The 20,117-nt window shown below is 71.6% G+C and carries 13 protein-coding genes and 1 pseudogene; 8 read left to right on the top strand and 6 right to left on the bottom strand.

Annotation, left to right across the window (positions count from 1 at the left end; genetic code table 11):
- Window positions 1-68 precede the first annotated feature (68 nt).
- Window positions 69-3,080: an FtsX-like permease family protein gene (locus ACQPZX_RS14510; RefSeq protein WP_433380010.1), complete on the top strand. Its 3,012-nt coding sequence runs from the start codon at window positions 69-71 to the stop codon at window positions 3,078-3,080.
- Entirely contained in the window at window positions 3,077-6,082 is a 3,006-nt protein-coding gene (locus ACQPZX_RS14515) for an FtsX-like permease family protein (RefSeq protein WP_433380013.1), read from the top strand. The genes ACQPZX_RS14510 and ACQPZX_RS14515 overlap by 4 nt, the downstream gene beginning before the upstream one ends.
- Window positions 6,083-6,211: 129 nt before the next feature.
- On the opposite strand, the pseudogene ACQPZX_RS14520 reads toward ACQPZX_RS14515, so the two are convergent.
- Together ACQPZX_RS14520 and ACQPZX_RS14525 are read right to left on the bottom strand one after the other, a co-directional pair.
- Window positions 6,212-7,132, bottom strand: a pseudogene (locus ACQPZX_RS14520) (methyltransferase); the annotation flags it as partial.
- Between the two features lie 36 nt (window positions 7,133-7,168).
- On the bottom strand, window positions 7,169-8,176 hold the full coding sequence (locus ACQPZX_RS14525; RefSeq protein WP_433380016.1) for a LacI family DNA-binding transcriptional regulator: 1,008 nt from the start codon (window positions 8,174-8,176) through the stop codon (window positions 7,169-7,171).
- A 98-nt stretch (window positions 8,177-8,274) separates the two neighbouring features.
- Between ACQPZX_RS14525 and ACQPZX_RS14530 the strand changes: the two genes are divergently transcribed.
- The gene (locus ACQPZX_RS14530; RefSeq protein WP_433380019.1) at window positions 8,275-9,087 is read left to right on the top strand and encodes an AfsR/SARP family transcriptional regulator; all 813 of its coding nucleotides are present in this window, start codon (window positions 8,275-8,277) and stop codon (window positions 9,085-9,087) included.
- A gap of 17 nt (window positions 9,088-9,104) precedes the next feature.
- On the opposite strand, the gene ACQPZX_RS14535 is transcribed toward ACQPZX_RS14530, so the two are convergent.
- Window positions 9,105-9,359, bottom strand: coding sequence for a hypothetical protein (locus tag ACQPZX_RS14535; RefSeq protein ID WP_433380022.1), 255 nt, complete (start codon window positions 9,357-9,359; stop codon window positions 9,105-9,107).
- Here ACQPZX_RS14535 and ACQPZX_RS14540 point away from each other — a divergent pair.
- The 4 genes from ACQPZX_RS14540 to ACQPZX_RS14555 are packed head-to-tail and all read left to right on the top strand — an operon-like array spanning window position 9,358 to window position 14,052.
- Window positions 9,358-10,686, top strand: a complete 1,329-nt coding sequence (locus tag ACQPZX_RS14540) for an extracellular solute-binding protein (RefSeq protein WP_433380025.1) — start codon at window positions 9,358-9,360, stop codon at window positions 10,684-10,686. The two genes, ACQPZX_RS14535 and ACQPZX_RS14540, sit on opposite strands and share 2 nt — an antisense overlap.
- A 13-nt stretch (window positions 10,687-10,699) precedes the next feature.
- A complete protein-coding gene (locus ACQPZX_RS14545) occupies window positions 10,700-11,650 on the top strand; it encodes a carbohydrate ABC transporter permease (protein ID WP_433380028.1) in 951 nt (316 codons plus the stop codon).
- A gap of 1 nt (window position 11,651) precedes the next feature.
- Entirely contained in the window at window positions 11,652-12,539 is an 888-nt protein-coding gene (locus ACQPZX_RS14550; RefSeq protein ID WP_433380031.1) for a carbohydrate ABC transporter permease, read from the top strand.
- A gap of 4 nt (window positions 12,540-12,543) precedes the next feature.
- On the top strand, window positions 12,544-14,052 hold the full coding sequence (locus tag ACQPZX_RS14555; protein WP_433380034.1) for an alpha-N-arabinofuranosidase: 1,509 nt from the start codon (window positions 12,544-12,546) through the stop codon (window positions 14,050-14,052).
- A gap of 8 nt (window positions 14,053-14,060) precedes the next feature.
- On the opposite strand, the gene ACQPZX_RS14560 is transcribed toward ACQPZX_RS14555, so the two are convergent.
- Both ACQPZX_RS14560 and ACQPZX_RS14565 read right to left on the bottom strand, forming a co-directional pair.
- Window positions 14,061-14,144 carry a hypothetical protein gene (locus ACQPZX_RS14560; RefSeq protein ID WP_433385236.1) on the bottom strand — a complete coding sequence of 28 codons (84 nt, stop codon included), beginning with the start codon at window positions 14,142-14,144 and terminating at the stop codon, window positions 14,061-14,063.
- A 90-nt stretch (window positions 14,145-14,234) separates the two neighbouring features.
- The gene (locus ACQPZX_RS14565; protein WP_433380037.1) at window positions 14,235-15,302 is read right to left on the bottom strand and encodes a hypothetical protein; all 1,068 of its coding nucleotides are present in this window, start codon (window positions 15,300-15,302) and stop codon (window positions 14,235-14,237) included.
- A 166-nt stretch (window positions 15,303-15,468) separates the two neighbouring features.
- Between ACQPZX_RS14565 and bglX the strand changes: the two genes are divergently transcribed.
- The gene (gene bglX / locus ACQPZX_RS14570) at window positions 15,469-17,730 is read left to right on the top strand and encodes a beta-glucosidase BglX (RefSeq protein WP_433380040.1); all 2,262 of its coding nucleotides are present in this window, start codon (window positions 15,469-15,471) and stop codon (window positions 17,728-17,730) included.
- Here the strand turns inward: bglX and ACQPZX_RS14575 are convergent.
- Window positions 17,727-20,021, bottom strand: coding sequence for an ATP-binding protein (locus ACQPZX_RS14575; RefSeq protein WP_433380043.1), 2,295 nt, complete (start codon window positions 20,019-20,021; stop codon window positions 17,727-17,729). The two genes, bglX and ACQPZX_RS14575, sit on opposite strands and share 4 nt — an antisense overlap.
- Window positions 20,022-20,117: the final 96 nt, after the last annotated feature.

The following is a 20,117-nucleotide window of genomic DNA, read 5'->3' on the forward strand; positions in this document are numbered from 1 at the left end:
CCTCGGCCCGCGGCGGCTGTGCACAAGGGACCCCGGCGACCAGTGCCTATGGCGTACGCTCCCACGTGATGTGGAGACTCGTCATCGGGCTGGTGCGAGCCCGTCCCGCGCAGGTTCTGACGATGCTCGTCCTCACCGCTCTGGCCGCCGGGGTTGCCGCGGCCGGCCCATGGTTCGCCTACGCGAGCATGAGCTCCGCCGCCGCGGCCGATGTCGCCGCCGCCCCGGCCGAGCAGCGCACGCTGTCGGTCCGGCAGAACATCCACATCGACGGCGATCCCCGCGCCGCCATCGACCGGTTCGTCGGGCAGGTCCGCGACATGGTCGCGTTGCCGTCGGCGGAACCGGTCACCGGTCTGACCCTGGGCATGAACCTGATTCGCGGCCTGCGTTCCGACACCCTGCCGGTGGCCTACCGTGACGAGTTCTGCGCCCACGTGCAGCTGCAGGGACCGTGCCCGGCCGCCCCCGGCGAGGTGGCGATCAGCGCCACCGCCAGTCAGCGGCTCGGGCTGCGGCCCGGCGACCAGGCGATCGAACAGGTCTCGCTCGCCGGCCAGCAGGTCAGGTTCCGGATCGTGTCGATCTACACCCCGGTCGAGCCGGACGGGCCGTACTGGAGCAACCGCCTGTTCCGCGCGCTCACCGGCTTCGACCCGGTGTTCACGCCGATCGAGACGTTCCGGCTCGCCCCGCTGGCCAACTCCACCGTCACGTACGACGTGCAGGTGCCCGAGGAGCTCCTGCGCTCCGACGGCGGCTACGACCTCGCGTCGGTGCTGAACACCGCCGGCGCCCGGATGGGGCGCGAGGAGCTGTCACTGATCAACGCCAGCGGGCCGTTGCTGACCGCGGTGGCGCGGGACCGTTCGACAGTGCGCACCACGGTCACCGTCTCGCTGGTGCAGGTGCTGATCGTGGCCTGGTTCGCGATCGGCCTGGCCGGCCGCTACACCGCGCGGGACAGGCGCGGGGACACCGCTCTGTTGAAGCTCCGCGGCGCCACCCCGGCCGGCCTGCTCCAGCTGGCCTGGGGTCAGCATCTGGTCCCGCTGATCGCCGGGGCCATCGCCGGGCTGCCGCTCGGCTTCCTGATGGCCCGGACGCTCGCGGGGGCGGTCGGCAACCCGTCCGATCGGCGGTCGGCGCTGCTGCTGTCGGTCGCCGCGGCCCTGGCGGTGCTGCTCGGCGGGCTGCTGGTGCTGGCCGTGCTGGAGGCGCTGGCCCAGCGGCGGCCGGTGGCCGAGCTGCTGCGGCACAGCACGTCCACCCGCGGCGACTGGAAGTCCGGACTGATCGATCTCCTGCTGCTCGCCGTCGCGGTCGGCGGGATCTATCAGGCCCGGGTCGGCAACGACGCCGGCGGGTTCGCGCTCGCCGCCCCGGCCCTGGTCGCCCTGGCGGTGGCGGTGCTGCTGGCCCGGCTGCTGTTCCGGGTCGCCGACCGTGGTGGCGGCGCGGCCCTGCGGTCCGGCCGGCTGCGGCTGGGCCTGACCGCGGCGCAGATGTCCCGGCGGCCCGGTGCCGACCGGTTGTTCGCGCTGGTTGTGGTGGCGGTGGCGATGTTCACCACGGCGCTGGGCGGGTGGCTGGCCGACGGCGAGCACCGGGCCATCCGGAGCGCCGCCGAACTGGGCGCGCAGCGGGTGCTCACCGTGCAGGCCACCAACCGCACGGCCCTTCAGGAGGCGGTCCGTCGCGCCGACCCGCAGGGAAGGCAGGCGATGGCGGTCGTCGTCGACACCACCCAACTGCCCGCCGTTCTGGCCGTCGACAGCTCCCGGCTCGCCGCGGTCGCCCGCTGGCGTCCCGACTTCGGCTCCGTGACGACCCTGCCGTCGGCGTCCGCCGACGACCCCGGTCCGGCGCCGGCGCCGTCCATCACCGGTGACCGGCTGACCGTACGGGTGACGCACACCGGCGATACGCCCGCCGCCCTCGGGCTCGTGGCCCAGCACGAGGGAACCGGGGTCGCCGTCCGGGTCTCCTTCGGGGTGCTCGGGGCGGGGGAGCAGACGGTGAGCGCTCCGGTGACCGGCTGCACCGCCGCCCCCGGCTGTCGCATCGTGCGCTGGGAGGTGACCGCGCCCGGGCCGCTGGAACGGGCGCGGGCCGCCGAGTTCCCGACCACGGTGACCGTACGCGGGCTGACCCAGGAAAACCCCACCGCGACCGTGCTGGACGGCGCGGCGATGTCCGACATCGACCGCTGGCGGGGCGGTGCGTCCGGTGGCGCGATGGACATCGACACGTCGCGGGACGGACTCCGGATGGCGGTCGACGAGAACCTGACCGGCTCCGTCCCGGCCGACTACCGGGTCTGGGCCGTCGACGTCGGGCTGCCGCTGCCGGTCGTGCTCGGCGGCGCGGTGCCGGACGACTGGAGGTTCGGCGAGCCCGGCCTGTCGCTGCTGGGCGACGGGATCACCCCGGTACGGGTGGCGGGAACCGCCCGGGCGCTGCCGGTGCTCGGCTCCGACGGGGTGCTGGCCGACCTCGACGCGACCCGCCGGATCATCGGCGACGCCCCGACGACGGGCACCTTCCAGGTCTGGCTTTCCCCGGACGCCGGGCCGGGCGTGATCGGGGCGCTCGAGCGCAACGGGCTGGCCGTCCTGCACGACGAGTCGGTCACCGGCCGGGCAAGCCGGCTGGCGCACCAGGGCCCGTCGGCCGGTTCCCGGTTCATGCTGCTGGCCACGTCGATCGGATTGCTGCTGGCGGCGCTCTCCATCGCCGTCGCCGGGGCAGTCGACTGGCGTACGCGTCTCGGCGAGATGACCGCCCTGCGGGTGCAGGGCCTGCCGCACCGGGCCGCGGTCGTCGCCAGCTGGGCCGGTACCGCCGGGCTCGTCCTCGCCGCCGTCGCCGGGGGACTGATCGCGGCGACGCTGGCCCGGCCGCTCGCGCGTACCGCGGTGCCGCCCTTCTCCGACGGGTGGGCGGTGCTCGCCCCGCCGGGCCCGCTGAGCGCCGCCGCGGTCGCCCTGGCCGCTCTGGTGTCCCTGGTCCTGCTGGGCCTGGCCGGCTGGCTGTCGACGCTGGCCCTGCTGCGCCGCGTTCGCGAGGGAGCCCCGTGATCTCGCTCGTGCTCGCCATGCTCTGGTCCCGCCGCGGCCAGGCTCTCACCCTGGCGCTGCTCGCGCTCTGCGCGGTCGCGGCCGCGGTCGCGGCGCCGGCCTATCTGACCGCGGCCGACCGGGCGATCGCCGTCGGCCAGATCGCCAACGCGAGCTCGGCCGAGCGCAGCCTGGCCATCGTCGGCGTGCAGAACGACCGGGACGGCGACAACCAGATCGATTTCGAGGACATCGGCTCGGCCCTGATCGAGCTGCCCGGGTTCTCCTATATCTACGCGGCCGAGTTCACCGCGATCGGCCTCGAACCGGGCCGGCAGGACGCCAGCCGGTTCGTGTTCCGCCAGGACACCTGCTCGCACGTCCGGATGGTCAGCGGCCGCTGCCCGGCCGCCGAGGGCGAGGTGATCGTCGGGACGGCGACCGCCGCCCGCCTGCACCTGGCGGCCGGCCGGCCGGTCACCCTGCGGGCCGGCAAGTACAGCAACGATCCGAACAGGCCCGGCTACGTCCCGGACGGCAAGCCCAAGCAGCTGGTGATCACCGGGGTCTACCGGGTGACCGCGCCCGACGCGACGTTCTGGGGCACGCACGGGTACTTCACCGCGGTCTCCGGGCTCGGGCCGGGCGAGCCGATCTTCACCAACGCGGCCACGTTCGACACCATGGACCACGGGGACACCGCGAAGGCCATCGACGGCACGGCCGGTCCGGACGCGCTCGACCCGGACAACCTCGGGGCGCTGCGGGGTGGCCTGGCCACACTGGACTCGGACCCGGCCGACCTGGGCTCGTCGCTGCAGATCACGACCGAGATCCCGGCCATGCTCGACCGGATCGAAACCGGCCGGGCCGCGGCCCATCTGCTGGTGCCCGTGCTCGCGGTGCCGCTGGTGCTGCTCGCCTGCTTCAGCATCTTCCTGGCCGTCGGCTACGGCACCGAGGCCCGGCAGCCCGAGCTCGCGGTGGTCGCGCTGCGCGGCGCCCGCTGGTGGACCCGCTGGTGGCTCGCGATCGGCGAGAACGTCGCCGCCGTGGCGGCGGGCGCGGTCGCCGGGTGCGTCGCCGCCCAACTGATGGTCAACGCCGTCTCGACCGCCCGCCTCGGCGCCGGCGTGGAGCCAGGTTGGAGCTCGTTGCGGTACGCGCCGTACGCCGCGCTGGCCGCGCTCGCGGCGGCCGTCCTCGCCCAGCGCCGGCAGCTGCTCCGCCCGGTCGCCACCCTGCTGCGCCGCAACGCCGTCGCCGGCCCGCGCGTGCCGGCCGTCGAGGCGGTGGTCGTGCTGCTCGCGGTCATGGCCACGGTGCAGCTGGTGCTCTCCGACGGCACCCTGACCGGTGTCGGCCTGCTGGCGCCCGCCTTCCTGATGCTGGCGGTCGCGGTGCTGGCCGCCCGCCTGTTGCTGCCGGCGGTCACCCGGTACGCCGTGCGCGCGCTCGACCGCGGCCACCTCGCCGCCGCCCTGGCCGCCTTCCAGCTGTCCCGCCGTCCGGGCGCCCAGCGGCTCTTCGCGCTCCTCGTCGCCACGGTCGCCGTGGCCGGGTATGCCGCCTGCGCCATCGACGTGGCCAACGGTGGCCGGGCCGTGCAGTCCCGCCTCGGGGTCGGCGCCGACCGGGTCCTCGACGTCGGCAACGCGGTCTTCCGCAGCCAGCTGCTGACCGCGGTCCGCAACGTCGACCCCGACGGCCGGTACGCGATGGCGGTCGTCCGGCTGCCCAAGCTCGGCCCCACCGAGCCGCCCGGCCTCGCCGTCGACGCGACCCGCCTGGCCGCGGTCGTGAACTGGCCGTCCGGCGACATCCCGGCGGACAGGCTGGCGAGCCGGCTGCACCCGCAGGCCGCGGCGCCGCTGATCTTCCCTGGCTCACCGGTCGCTCTCGAGGTCACCGGCAGCGGCCTGGACGCGGATCAGGACCTCCGGCTCTCGGCCGCGGTCTCGTCGACCACGGGGGCCGGCGACGCGCTCGTCCAGCTCGGCCGGCTCCGCAACGGAGCGTCCCGCTACCAGCAGCGGGTGCCGGCGTGCGAGAAGGGCTGCCGGCTCAACGGCCTCCAGATCGTCCAGGGCGGCGCGGTCGGCAAGGTCACCGGCCGGCTGGTGGTCCGCTCGCTCAGCACGGCCGACCCGACCGGTCCGCTCACCGACCCGGCCCGCTGGCGGATGCCCCGGCACGGCACCGTCGGCGCCGACCCGGCCGGTCTGAGCATCACCCTGAACGCGCCCGACGGCCTGCTGGGCGGCGCCTGGATCAACCCGGCCGACACGCCGTACCCGCTTCCCGCCGCCTGGTCCGGCGCCGCCCCGATCGACGGTTCGATCACCGGCGTGGGCGGCGGCCCGCAGCCGGTCACGCCGGCCGGCACGCTGTCGGCGGTGCCGCGGCTGGGCCGCCACGCGACCCTGGTCGATCTGGAATGGGCCGACCGCCTCGCCACCGACGTCGGCCGCGCCCTCGAACCCCAGGTGTGGCTGGGCCCGCGCGCGCCGGCCGACATCGTCGACCGGCTCTCCGCCCAGGGCCTGCAGATCACCGGCGATACCCGCACCGACCAGGTCGTCCGTCAGCTCGACCGGCAGGGCCCGGCGCTGTCGCTCTGGTTCTACGCCCTGGCCGGCGTGCTGTCGGTCCTGCTCGGCGGGGGAGCGCTGGTGCTGGCGGCCGCGGTGGACCGGGCTCGCCGGGTCGAAGACCTGTCGGCCCTGCGCAACCAGGGACTGCGACGGGCGCCGCTCGGCCGGGCGACGAGTTGGACCTACCCGGTCCTGGTCGCGATCGCCTCGGTGGTCGGGCTGGTCACCGCGCTGATCGCCTGGCTGGCGACCGGCTGGGCCCTCCCGCTGGCCGGCATCGACCCGCCCGACCTACCCTTGCCGTCCCGGCCTGGACCGGCCACCGTGCTCGTCGCGACGGTGCTGGTGTTCCTGTTCCTCGTCCTGGTGGCCGCCGCCACGGGGCAAAATCTGCGCCGCCGGGTCAACGGCAGGAAACGACCGGCATGAACGTGCCCCGGGGATGGCCTCGATGACGGCCAGCCCGGTGGGCGAGCCGGTCGGGACGATCCGCCGGATGCTGAATCCGGACTCAGCGAGCAGCAGGCCGAACTCGTCGCGGGTGCGTTCGCGGCCGTTGAACAGCAGCAGCATCAGCAGATCCATCCGGATCGCGGCGGGCACGTCGCGGGCCAGCTCCGGCATGACCGCGTCGACCACCAGCAGGCGGGCGTGCGCCGGCATGGCCTCCCGGCAGCGCCGCAGGATCCGTCCGGCGTCCTGGTCGTGCCAATCGTGCAGGACCCGGGACAGCAGGTAGGCGTCGCCGCCGCCCGGAACCGACTCGAAGAAATCCGCGGCCACGAACGTGCACCGCTCGGTGAGATCCGCATCGGCCATCTCGCCTCGCGCGCGATCCAACGTTGCCGGCCGGTCGACCAGCGTCGCGGTCATCGAGGGAACCGCCCGGAGCGCGGCGCGGGCCATCAGGCCGGGGCCGACGCCGACATCGACGAGATGGCCGATCCCGTTCATGTCGTAGGCGGCCACCACGGCGTCGGCCTCGTGCTGGGCGCGGCCGGCCATGGACGCTTCGAACGCCTGGCGGTGCGCCGCGACCCGCTGTAGATGGGCGAAGAACGACTCACCGTACGTCTGCTCGAAGGCGTTCCCGCCGGTCCGGGCCGCACCGAGCAGACCGTCGGCGGCGGCGTAGTAGAGGGCGCCGCGCGCGAGGATCGGCCCGCGCTGCGATCCCGGTACGCCGTCACGCAGATACTCACCCAGCGGGCCGAGCGAGAACCGGCCGGACTCGGTCTCGGCGAACACCTCGGCCGCGCACAGCCCGCGCAGGATGCGGGTGACGGCGCCCGGGTCGGCGCCGACCGCCCGGGCAACGGCCGGCCCGTCGGCGGGACCAGCCGCCAGCACATCGGCCAGCCGTAGCTCAGCCGCGGCATAGAGCAGCTGGGTGACGAGAAAGCCGTCAGCCAGCTCCACTAGCCGCCACGACCCGGCGGTGAGGCTCACCGTCGCATGGTGCCGCCGGTGTGACGCCACAAAGGCTCTTGCGTTGGAGATCCGACAGCCACCGCTTCAGCGCGGCGGCCTGCTGCTTTGCCGAGGGAGGATCTGGTACGGAATGGTGACCCGTCGCGGCCGGCGCCGGGGCTCGGCGATCCGCTCGATCAGCAGGTCGATCGCCGCCTCGGCCAGCCGGGCCTTGTCGATGCCGACGGTGGTCAGCGGCGGCACGGCGTAGCGCCCGTCGGTGATGTCGTCGTAGCCGGCGACCGAGACGTCATCGGGGACGCGGATCCCGCGGCGCCACAGGGCGTTGAGCGCGCCGAGCGCCTGCGAGTCGGTCAGGCAGAAGATCGCGTCGGGCAGCTGCCGGTGGTCGAGGTACTGGTCGAGCGCCGCCGCGGCGGCGGCGGTCGTCCAGGTCGGGTTGGGGATCTCGAGGTCGGCCGAGGGGGCTAGACCCGCGGCGGTCAGCGCCTGCCGGTACCCCTTCCGGCGCAGGCGCGCGCTCTCCGACTCGAACAGGCCCAGCATCGCTATCCGGCGATGCCCGAGGCCGATGAGATGCTCGACCATGTCCCTGCTGGCCGCCACGTTGTCGACCCACACATGGTCGGTGGTGTCCTGTTGCACCTCGCCGAGGAACACCATCGGCGGGGTGGCCGGGGTCGGCTGGAGGGCGACGCTGGTGAGGAGCACCGGGCTCATGATCAATCCGTCGACCAGGTGCCGCCGGGCTCGGGACAGCAGGTGGCGCTCCCGCTGGTAGTTGTCGAAACCGGTCTCCTCGATCTGCACGCCGAGATCGCGCCGGGCAGCGGCGAGAGCGAACTCGCGAATCAACTCCGCCGAGTAGGGCGTGCTCAGATTTGGTAGCGCCAGGCAGATCAGGCCGGTGCGACCGTTCCGCAGGCCGCGCGCGGAGAGGTTGGGAACGTAGTTCAGAGCGGCCACGGCCGACTCGACGCGGGCGCGCACCTCGGGGCTGAAGCGGCCGGTGCCGTTGACGACGTTCGAGACGGTCTTCGCCGAAACCCCGGCACGGAGCGCCACGTCGCTCAGCGTCACACGCTTCGTCATATGGAGGGCTCTTGCCAATGAGGCCGGCGGGACACAATCATAAGGATAACTGCCCGGTTCAACGTTGAACCACCACCTTTAGCAATGCGGGACTGACCATGACAAGTGGTACGTCCACCTGGCTGGCACCCGGCCCTGCCGGAAACTCCCCGGCCGTACTGATCTGTCTCCTCGGTCAGTTCCAGGTGTTCAAACAGGGACAGCGGCTACCGCTGCGCCATGGCGGCAAGATCAAGTCCTTGCTGTCGGCGCTGGCGCTGCACGAGCACCAGCAGGCCACGCGGGACGCGCTGCTCGAGGCACTGTGGCCCGGGATGGATCTCGACCACGCGAGCCAGTCGCTGAACACCCTGGTGCACGCGCTGCGCCGCCTGCTCGCCGACGCGCTGGCCGGCGATCCGCCGCTGATCCGTACGGATGACGGCTATCAGCTGAACCTCTCGGCCGGCATCGATGTGGACACCCTGCGCTTCGACAGCTGTACGGAACTTGGCTCCCGTCAACTCCGGATGGGCGACCGGGCCGGCGCCGCCGCCACGTTCGAGGAGGGGCTGAGCATCTACCAGGGTGATCTCTGCCCGGGCGGAACGAGCCTGAACGTGGTGATCGAGCGGGAGCGGTTGCGGGCGCTCCACCTGGGAGCGCTGGCACACCTGACGGACTACTACTTCGACCTGGGCGACAACGGCACGGCGCTGCAGTACGCTCACCGCCTTCTGCTGGCCGATCCCTGCCGGGAGGACGCGCACCGCGCGGTCATGCGCTGCTACGCCCGGCTCGGCCAGCGGGCCCAGGCGATGAAGCAGTACCGGCTGTGCCGCGACATCCTGCGCCGCGAGTTCCAGGCCGCGCCGGAGCCGGCGACCGACGACCTGTTCGCGCAGCTGCGGCGGGGTCATCCGGCGGTATGACCTCAGTCAAACCTCAGTCAGTTCTCACCGCGAGGGCGTAGACCGTCGAGGTGGCCTCGAACGATCACCGGTACGAAGACTCGCTCGCCGACCGGCGGGTGGTCGCCTTGGTGCTCAGGATCGTGCTCGACCGCCGGGGAGTCGTCCTGCAGGGCGAGGTCGTCGATGCCGCCACCCACGACGGTCAGCGCTTCGCCGGTTGGGAAGAGCTCGTGGCGACGGTCCGGCGGTGTCTCGGGCAAGCCGCGGGTCGATGAGAGGACGGAGCTCATGAGTGCACCGCTGTCACGCCGTACGATATTGAAAGGCGCCTTTGCCGGCCTCGGCGCGGTCTCCCTCGCCGCCTGTTCCTCCCCGGTGGGCGCTGGCATCGCCGGCAGCCAGCTCGACCCCGGCACCATCGATTACTGGAATCTCTTCGGTGGCGGCGACGGCGTCCGCATGCAGCAGATGGAGGACGCCTACCGCCAGGCCAACCCCGGCACCCCGCTGCAGGCGGTGACGCTGGCCTGGGGCAATCCCTACTACACCAAGCTCACCCTCGCCACGGTGGGCCGGAAGCCGCCGAACGTGGCGGTCGCGCATCTGACCCGCATGAAGACGCTGCAGTCCGCCGACCTGCTGGAGGAGCTCACGCCGGCGGACCTTGCCCGGCACGGCATGTCGGCCGAGATGTTCAACCAGCGCGCCTGGAACGCCGGCCTGGTCGACGGCAGGATCTACGCGATCCCGATCGACACGCACCCGTTCGTGCTGTTCTACAACACCGAGATCTGCGGGAAGGCCGGACTGCTGGACGCGGCCGGCAACCTGGCGCCCATCCAGGGGCCGGACGCCTTCACCGAGGCGCTGACCAAGGTGCAGAAGGTGACCGGCCAGTACGGCGCCACGCACGGGATCAACGCCGACACGGCGACCCCGTGGCGGTTCTTCCAGACGCTCTATTCACAGCTCGGCGGCGAGGTGCTCAGCGACGAGGGCACCAAGGTGGTGCTGGACGACGCGAAGGCCATGCAGGTGCTCACCTTCATGCGTGGGCTCACCGTCGAGAGGAAGCTGATGCCCGGCAGCATCGACTATCAGGGCGCGATCGCCTTGTTCGCGAACGGGGCGTCCGGCTTCCACCTCAACGGCGAGTGGGAGATCAGCACCTTCCAGACCGCGAAGATGCCGTTCGGCATGACGCTGGTGCCCAACGTCTTCGGCGGCACGTACGCGGTCCAGGCCGACTCGCACACGCTGATCGTCCCGCGCGGCGGCGTCGCCGCCGAGGGTCAGCTGGACCGGTCGCTGGGCTTCATCAAGTCGATGCTCGACCAGAGCATGACGTGGGCGCAGGGCGGCCACATCCCGACCTGGCTGCCGGTCGCGCAGAGCGACGCGTTCAAGAAGCTCACCCCCCAGTCGAACTACGCGGCGGCCGCCGACTCGGCGGTGTACGACCCGCCCGGCTGGTACTCCGGCTCCGGCTCGGACTTCGAAATCATCATGGGCTCGGCCATCGGCGCCGTCGAGGCCGGCCAGCTGTCGCCGGACGCCGCGATCACGCAGATCCGGTCCAAGCTCTCCGCGCTCGCGAGCGCCGCGTCGCCGGTCTGAGGAGGTACGCGCCGTGACCATCACCGCCGATTACGAGACCACCGAGGACCGGCCGGTCCGGCCCGTCGACACCGACACCACCCGGGTGACCGAGCACGGCCACGCCAAGCCCGCGTGGCTCATGATGGCGCCGTTCCTCGCGCTGTACCTGCTGTTCATCATCGGACCGTCGATCTACATGGTCGTGATGAGCTTCTTCAACACCAGCCTCACGAAGCCGGGCCTGGGCGGCTTCGCCGGGTTCGGCAACTTCTCCGAGGCGCTGAGCAGCTCGGACTTCTGGGCGTCGATGTGGCACACGATCTGGTTCACGATCCTCACCGTGCCGCCGCTGGTTGTCCTGGCCTTCGTCTTCGCGCTGCTCGCCGACCGCGCCCGCCGTGGACGCTGGTTCTTCCGGCTGGCGTTCTTCCTGCCGTACATCCTGCCGTCGGCGGTGGTGGCGCTGATCTGGATCTGGCTGTACACCCCGGAGCTCGGCCTGCTCGGCAAGGTCGTGACGAGCCTGGGCTTCGACGAGCCGAACTGGCTGGGCGGCCCGAATCTGGCGATGTGGTCGCTGGCCTTCGCCACGGTCTGGTGGACGCTCGGCTTCAACTTCGTGCTCTACCTGGCCGGCCTGCAGGACATCCCGCGGGACCTGTACGAGGCCGCCTCGATGGACGGCGCGACCCCGTGGCAGCAGATCCGCCGGATCACCATCCCGATGCTCAGCCGCACGACCTCACTGGTGATCGTGTTGCAGATCATCGCGTCGCTGAAGATCTTCGACCAGCCCTACCTGATGACCAGCGGCGGCCCCAACTTCGCCACCCGGCCCGCCCTCCAATACGTGTACGACATGGGCTTCACCGACTTCCGCACGGGTTACGCCGCCGCGGTGTCGACACTGTTCTTCATCCTCGTGCTCGCCGTGTCCGCCGTGTGGGTGTTCCTCACCCGCCGTCAGGAACAGGGGTTGTGAGATGACCACGCTCGCCACTGACACCGGGGTACGAAACGGCACGCGTCCGGAGGTGACCCAGGCCGCCGTCGATCGCCGGCTGAGGTTGTTCAACGGCGTCTGCGTAGGAGTGCTGATCGCGTTCGCGCTGATCTGGCTGGTCCCCCTTGCCTGGGCCGTCGACACCGCGCTCAAGCCCAACGCCGAGACCACCAAGACCACGTGGTGGATCGACAACCCCACGCTGGAGTCGTTCCGCACGATCTTCGCTCAGGGCGACATCTGGAACTGGTACGCCTCCAGCTTCATCACGTCGCTGACCATCGCGGCCGGGACCGTGCTCACCGGCAGCATGGCCGCGTACGCGCTCTCCCGCATGCGCTTCCGATACCGGTGGGTGGTGTTCTGGTTCATCCTGATCGGCATCATGATCCCGCAGCAGGCGCTGATCGTTCCGCAGTTCCGGGAGTTCGGCGCGCTGCATCTGCTGAACACGTACTGGGCGGTGATCCTGCCGCAGATCCCGTTCGCCATCGCGGTGTTCATCTTCAAGCAGTTCTTCGACGGCCTGCCGCGCGACCTCGACGAGGCGGCGCGCGTGGACGGCGCCGGCTTCTTCCGCACGTACTGGCGCATCGTCCTGCCCCTCAGCCGGCCGGTGGTCTCCGCGGTGGCGATCTTCACCTTCGTGTGGAGCTGGAACAACCTGCTCTGGCCGCTGCTGGTGTTGTCGAACCCCAAGCTCATGACCATCCCGGTCGGCCTGGCCACCGTCCAGGGCAGCTACGGCATCCGGTACGCGGACACGATGGCCTCCGCGATCCTCGGCGCGCTTCCACTCGTACTCATCTTCCTGTTCTTCCAGCGCCGCATCGTCGAGGGCATCGCCGGCACCGGGCTCAAGGGGTGATCTTTTGAATCGCGCGTCCCTCACCGTCGACCCTGCCTTGCGAGTCTCCGATGTGGACCCGCGGCTGTTCGGATCGTTCGTGGAACACATGGGCCGGTGCGTCTACACCGGCATCTACGAGCCCGGCCATCCGAGTGCCGACGAGGCCGGATTCCGGCAGGATGTGGCCGGCCTGATCCGTGAGCTCGGCGTGCCGCTGGTGCGCTACCCCGGCGGGAACTTCGTCTCCGCGTACAAGTGGGAGGACGGCATCGGCCCGCGCGAGCAGCGGCCGCGCCGGCTCGACCTGGCGTGGCGGTCGATCGAGACCAACCAGGTCGGCGTGGACGACTTCCTGCGCTGGTGCCGGAACGTCGGTAGCGCGCCGATGATGGCGGTCAACCTCGGCACGCGAGGGCTGGACGCCGCGCGCGACCTGGTCGAGTACTGCAACCACCCGTCCGGCACCTACTGGTCCGACCTGCGCCGGGCCAACGGTTCGGCGCAGCCGTACGACGTGAAGCTGTGGTGCCTCGGCAACGAGATGGACGGGCCGTGGCAGATCGGCCACAAGACGGCGTACGAGTACGCGCGCCTGGCCGCCGAAACTGCCAAGGCGATGCGCCGCGTCGACCCGGGCATCGAGTTGTCCGCGTGCGGAAGCTCCAACCAGCAGATGCCCACGTTCGGCGGGTGGGAGGCGACGGTCCTCGAGGAGACCTACGACCTCGTCGACTACGTTTCCCTGCACACCTACTACGAACAGATCGGCGACGACCGGGACAGCTTCCTCGCGCGCGCGGTGGACTTCGATCGCTTCATCGACGCGGTGGTGGCAACCTGCGATCACGTACGGGCGAAGAACGGTCACCGCAAGCGCATCAATCTGGCGGTCGACGAGTGGAACGTCTGGTACCAGAGCCGCTTCGCCGGTGAGGAGAACCTCGACTGGGCGGAGGCGCCGCGCCTGATCGAGGACACCTACTCGGTGACCGACGCGGTCGTCGTCGGCGACCTGCTCATCACGCTGCTGCGGCACGCCGACCGGGTGAAGATCGGCTGTCTCGCCCAGCTGGTCAACGTCATCGCGCCGATCCGCTCGGAGCCGGGCGGCCCGGCGTGGCGGCAGGCCACCTTCCACCCGTTCGCGCTGACCTCGCGGCACGGCCGGGGCACGGTGCTGCGGACCGACGCCGTGGCGCCCACCCACGAGACCGCGGCACAGGGAGAAGTCCCCGTCCTCGCCGCGGCGGCCGTACGGGACGAAGAGTCCGGCGAGGTCACGCTGTTCGCCGTCAACCGGGACCAGGGGCAGCCCCTGACCCTCGACCTGGATCTGCGAGCCTGCCCCGACCTGACGGTGGGGAAGCACCTGGCCGTCTACGACAGCGACCCGGAGGCGGTGAACACCGCCGAACAGCCCGACCGGGTAGCTCCGCGCCCGCTCGAGGACCTCAAGGCGTCCGGCGGCCGGGCGACCGCTGTGCTGCCGCCCCTGTCGTGGAACATGATCCGGCTCTCGGGCGACCGCTGAGGTTCGGCTCATCCGGGGCGCATCTGGGCGCGCAGGGCCTCCAGGTCCATGCTCGTCCAGTGCTCGACAATCTTGCCGTCGCGGATGCGCATGATGTCGATGAAGGACCACTCGACGTGGTTGCCGGACGGCCCTCCGTCTCCGCGATTGCCTGGCCCTCGGGGCGGTAGACCGTTGCCCGGTCAGGGCAGGGTGATCGGGATGAGCGCGTCCGGGTCGTTGATCAGCACCTGCCCGCCGAACGGCGGCCGCTGCGTGATCCACACTTGGTGGTTGCCGTTGCCGACCTCGTCGTCGACCGGTACCGGCTTGTCCGACGCCACGAAGGTGAACGGCATCGAGATGCGCGATCGTGCCCGTGGTCCGGCGACCACACAAACGAAGGTGGTCTCCTCGGGACCCGTGGTGCAGCCCGCCCAGTCGGCACCCGCCGGCTGAACCTGGCCCGGCAGGATCAGCCGGATCTCCAGCCGGGCGACGTCGACGTCGCCGTCGTTGCTCACCGCCACCGTCATCCGGCCCGCGAACCCGCTGCCGATCTGCCGGAACGTCAGCACCGACGGGACGACGGACAACCGGGCCGCCGGTGACTTCGCCGGAAACGTCGTGGGACCGTCCACCTGCCGGAACCGGCCCTGCCGCCAGGCGTACGTGCGCCACTGGTTCGGCACGGTCTCCTCGCCGCCGTCGGTGTACTCCTTGGCCACCAGGACCGCGACCCGGCCACCACTGCGGGCCTCGATGTGGTCCATCATGGCGAACCCGTCCTGGGTGCCGACGATCCGGCCGATCGGCCGCAGTTCCCGGCCGTCGAGCCGGTACGCGACGACCTGGCTTCCGCCGGCCTCGGGCCCTTCGCCACACATCAGGTGAGCCACGTAGTCCTTGGCGCCGTCGTGGTCGACATCCACCGCGACGTACGACAGGACGTTCACCGGCCGATGCTGGTCGTTACTCTCCTGCCCGCCGTCGGTCAGGGTTATCCACCCCTCGCTGCAACCGCTGCCGGCGGTGGGCCCCCAGTCGGGCACAGTGAGCGTGGCGGATCGGAACGGGCCCAGGTCCGGCTGGCCGTCGGGTTGCTCGGCCGGCAGCCGGGTCGGCGACGGAAGGACCGACGGGTCGGACGCGATGGGGGTCGCGGCGACCGTCGCGGTCCCGGACGGTTCGCCGGCTCCGCTCGCGCAGGACTGCAGAGTAAGGGCGAGGCACATCGGCGCCGCGACAATGCGAACGGCTCTCGACTTCATCGAATGACCCCCATGAATTGGTGGCTCGCCGCACAAGGTAGGGCCACGGCGCCACCCGAGCGCCGCGCCGGTCGCCTGACGGTCACGATGCGCGTACGCTCCGGAGCGGAATACATCCACGATCGTCTAATCCGCGGGCCCAAGGGGGTGCGGCGAGATGGTGAAAATGCGGGCAATTGCCGCCGCGGCGGTGGCAGTCACGCTGTTCGGCACCACGGGCGCGGGGAGCGCGCCCGGCGGGCCACCATCCGTTGAGGAGCGGGTCAACGCGCTGCTGGCCCGGATGACGTTGTCCGAGAAGCTGGAGCAGCTGCAACTGCTGCCCGACTTCATGGTCACCGACGACGAGGTACGCCGCGGGCTCGGCTCGGCCTTCAGCCTCACCGACCCGGTGCGGATCAACCAGCTCCAGCACATCGCCGTCGAGCAGTCACGGCTGCACATCCCGCTGTTGTTCGCCTTCGACACCATCCACGGCTTCCGCACCGTCTTCCCGATCCCGCTGGGCGCCGCTAGCAGCTTCGATCCGTCGGTGGCCGCCGACGACGACCGGATCGGGGCGCGCGAGTCCGCCGCGGTCGGTCTCAAGCAGATCTACGGCCCGATGGTCGACGTGTCGCACGAGCCGCGCTGGGGCCGTATCGCCGAGGGCGCCGGCGAGGATCCGTACCTGGGCTCCGTCTTTGCCGCCGCGCGGGTGGGCGCGGCCCAGGGCAAGGACTACAGCGCGCCGGACAAGGTGATCGCCAGTCCCAAGCACTACGCCGCGTACGGGCAACCGGAGGGCGGCCGTGACTACAACACGACGGACCTGTCCGAGCAGCGGCTGCGCAACCTGTACCTGCCGCCGTTCCAGGCCGCCGTCCGGGCCGGCGCGGACACGGCGATGTGCTCGTTCAACGCGATCAACGGCGTGCCCGGCTGCGGCGACCCGTACACGGAATCCGGGATCCTCAAGGGGGAATGGGGGTTCGACGGCTTCATCGAGAGCGACTACACGGCCGTGGCCGAGATGCGAGCCTGCCCACCGGTCCGGCCCGACAGCGGTCCCTGCGGTCACGGCGTGGCAGCGGACGGGCCCGACGCGGCCGCGCTGGCCCTCAACTCCGGCACCGACTCGGAGATGACCAGCACGTTCCTGCGCGACTACGGCGCCGAGCTGGTGGCGCAGCACCGGATCTCGCGGAGCCGGATCAATGACGCCGTGCGGCGGATCCTGCGCGTGAAATTCCGTGCCGGGCTGTTCGAGCACCCGTATGTGGACGTGTCCAAGGCCGAGGCCGCTCAGCTTCTTCCGGACGCGGTTGCCGCCGCCCGGCGGGCCGCCGGCCGGTCGATGGTCCTGCTGCAGAACACCGGCGCGACGCTGCCGCTGGACCCGGCCAAGAACACCGCCGTGATCGGCCCGCTCGCCGACGACGGCCACGCGATGCTCGGCCCGTGGTGGGGCATCGGCCGGGACGAGGACGCGGTCACCACGCTGACCGGGATCCGGGCGCAGAGCACCGGGACCACGACGTACGCGCAGGCGTGCGCTTTGCCGCACACCGAACCCCCGGACTACGACCCGGCCGCGGATTGCCCGGGGGACGGGTTCGCCGAGGCAGTCGCCACCGCCCGCCAGGCCGACCAGGTCGTGCTGGCGCTGGGCGAGTCGCGCGAGATGAGCGGCGAGGCGGCCGCCCGCAGCGACCTGGACCTGCCGGGCCGGCAGCAGGAGCTGATCGACGCGATCAAGGCCACCGGCAAGCCCTTCGTGGTCGTGCTGTTCAACGGCCGCCCGCTCACCCTGGAACGGGTCGCCGCGTCCGCGCCGGCCGTCCTGGAGGCCTGGTTCCCAGGAGTGCAGGCCGGCAACGCGGTCGCCGACGTCCTGTTCGGCAAGGTCAACCCCGGCGGCAAGCTGCCGGTCTCGTTTCCCCGGCGGATCGGGCAGGTGCCGATCTACTACAACCACGAGCCGACCGGCCGGCCCTGCGACGTCGGCCAGAAGTATGTGTCGCGGTACCGCGACCTGGACAGCTGCGATCCGCTCTACCCGTTCGGCTTCGGCCTGTCCTACACCACGTTCTCGGTGACGAACCTGCGGCTCAGCACGGCCACCGTGGCGGCGGACAAACGGCTGACCGCCTCGGTGGACGTGGCCAACACCGGCACCCGCGCCGGCGACGAGGTCGTCCAGCTGTACGTGCACGATCCGGTCGCGAGCATCTCGCAGCCGGTGCGGCGGCTACGCGACTTCGCCCGAGTGACGCTCCAGCCCGGCGAGCACCGCACGCTCAGCTTCACGCTGGACCGCGACGACTTCGGCTTCTACGACAACCACGGCCGGTTCATCGTCGAGCCCGGCCGCATCGACGTGTACGCCGGCGACAGCTCGACAGCCGAATCGACCGCATCGTTCACCGTGAGGAGCCCGCGAATCTAGTCGTCGAGGAGTTGCCGCTCGGTGGCCCAGACGGCGATCTGGGCCCGCGAGGTGAAGTCGAGTTTTGTCAGGATGTGCTCGACGTGGGTGTTGGCGGTGCGCCGTCCGATCACCAGGCGTTCGGCGATCTGCTGGTTGGTCAGCCCTTCGGCGATGAGCACGGCGACCTCGTGCTCGCGCCGGGTCAGCGGCGCCCAGCCGGCGGGCGGCGGGACCGCCGGCGGGGTCGAAGGCTCGTCGAGCGCGTACTCGATGCCCGCTTCCCGGTCCAGGCCCAGACCGTCCGCGAGCGCCGCGTCGAAGCCGCGATCGCCGAGCTTGGCCCGGGCCTGTTCCTCGACGAGGGCGCGGGTGGCGGTCATGCCGGCCGACCCCAGCTGGGGCAGACCGACGGTCTCCCAGATCCGCTGGGAGACGCCCAGTAGCCGGACCGCCCGTTCGGCTTCGCCCAGAGTCGCGGCCGCGGTGGCCAGCACATCGACCGCCATCGCGCAGCCCGCGCTGTCACCCAGCTGCCGTTTGAAGCGCAACGCGTCACGGGCATAGCGCACGGCGACGCCGGGGGCGCCGCGCCCCACCTCGCCCAGGGCACGCAGGTAGTCGGCGTAGGAGCGCATCCAGCCCGCGCCCCGTTCGTCGGACAACTGCCGGGTTTCCTCGGCGATCGCGATCTCCCGGTCGAATTCCCCGGCGAACGCGAGCGCGATGCTCTGCGCGGCCAGCCCGGCGAGCAGGCCGGTGCCCAGATCGCCGCCGTTGCGGTGCCGGTCGACCGATTCCTCCGCCAGGGCGACCGCCAGCACCGGATCGCCGTGCAGCGTCGCGTCGGCACTCTCCAGGTAGGCGATCCAGCCGGCCGCGGTGGTGTCGGCCTGCGCCGCGGCGAGCGGGCGGCACTGCGCGACGCGGGCCTTGGCCGCTGTCTCGTCGCCCTGACTCTGGGCAACCCAGGCGCAGACCCACAGTGCCTTGGTCAGCGCGGGGCTGGGCGCCTGGTCGAGGCCCAGGGCCAGGTCCAGGTAGTGCCGGCCCTCCCGGCAATGTCCGCAGGCGATCCAGAAGTAGACCAGCGCCGCGGCCATCTCCAGGCCGGCCTCCTGCTCGGCCGGATCGGACAGGCTGAAGTCGAGCGCCGCCCGGATGTTCGAGTGCTCCCGGCTGAGCCGCAGGTACCAGGCGATCTGGTCCGGGCCGCACCACTCGGCGTCGAATCGGCGGGCCAGCTCGAGGTAGAAGTCGCGATGCCGGCGCCGCAGCCGCCGCTCCTCGCCCGTTTTCAGCAGGAGCTCCAGGCCGTACTCGCGGATGGTGTCCAGCAGCCGGTAGCTGGCCCCGGCCGCATGCGTCTCGCACAACAGGATCGACTTGTCCACCAGGCCGGCCACCAGCCGCACGATGTTCGCTCCGGCTAGCTCGCCGTCGGCGCCGACCTGCTGCGCCGCGGCCAGGTCGAACTGACCGGCGAAGACCGACAGCCGGGCCCACAGCAGCCCTTCGGCCCTGGTGCACAGCCCATAGCTCCAATCGATCGCCGTACGCAGCGACTCGTGCCGGCCGCCGATGCCCGCGCCGCCGCGGCTCAGCAGCGTGAACCGGTCGTCGAGCAGGTCGGCGATCTGCCGCACCGGCAACGCGCGGGTGCGCACCGCGGCCAGCTCGATGGCCAGCGGAATACCGTCCAGCCCGCGGCACAGCCGGTCCACCGCGTCCTGGTCGGCATCGGTCAGTGCGAAGCCGGGTGCGGACGCCCGGGCCCGCTCGACGAACAGCGTCACCGCGGCGTCGTCCACGGGCAGCGGCGGCAGCGGGAAGACGTGCTCGCCCTGCACGCCCAGCGGTTGGCGGCTGGTCGTCAGCACCCGCAGGCCGGGTGCCGCGCGCAGCAGCGAGTCGATCAGCTCCGCGCACGACTCGGCCAGGTGCTCGCAGTTGTCGAGCACCAGCAGCAGCCGGCGACCCGCCAGGTACTCGGCCAGGATTTCCACCTGCGGCCGGGTCGACTGGTCGCGGAGCCCCAGGCTCTGGCCCACGGCCTCCACCACCAGGTCGGCTCGCGCCAGCGCGGACAGGTCGACGAACCAGGCGCCGTCCGCGAAGGCACGCTGGACCTCGGCCGCGACACGTAGCGTCGTGCGGGTCTTGCCCACCCCGCCGACGCCGGTGACCGTGACCAGGCGGGCGGCAGTGAGCAGCCGCTTCAGCGCCGCGCGCTCGCCGACCCGGTCCACAAAGCTGGACAGCTCCGCGGGCAGGTTTCCCCGGAGTCGTGGCGCTCGCGTAGTTTCCGGCACACCAGCCTCGCTCGACGGCGACTCACGATTCCCCGCAGCATAGACATCGGCATGAGCCCTGTCGTCAACTCAGCACGATCGGGTGAAAACAGTCAA

This window comes from Actinoplanes sp. CA-142083, from assembly GCF_050942195.1.
GTDB lineage: Bacteria > Actinomycetota > Actinomycetes > Mycobacteriales > Micromonosporaceae > Actinoplanes.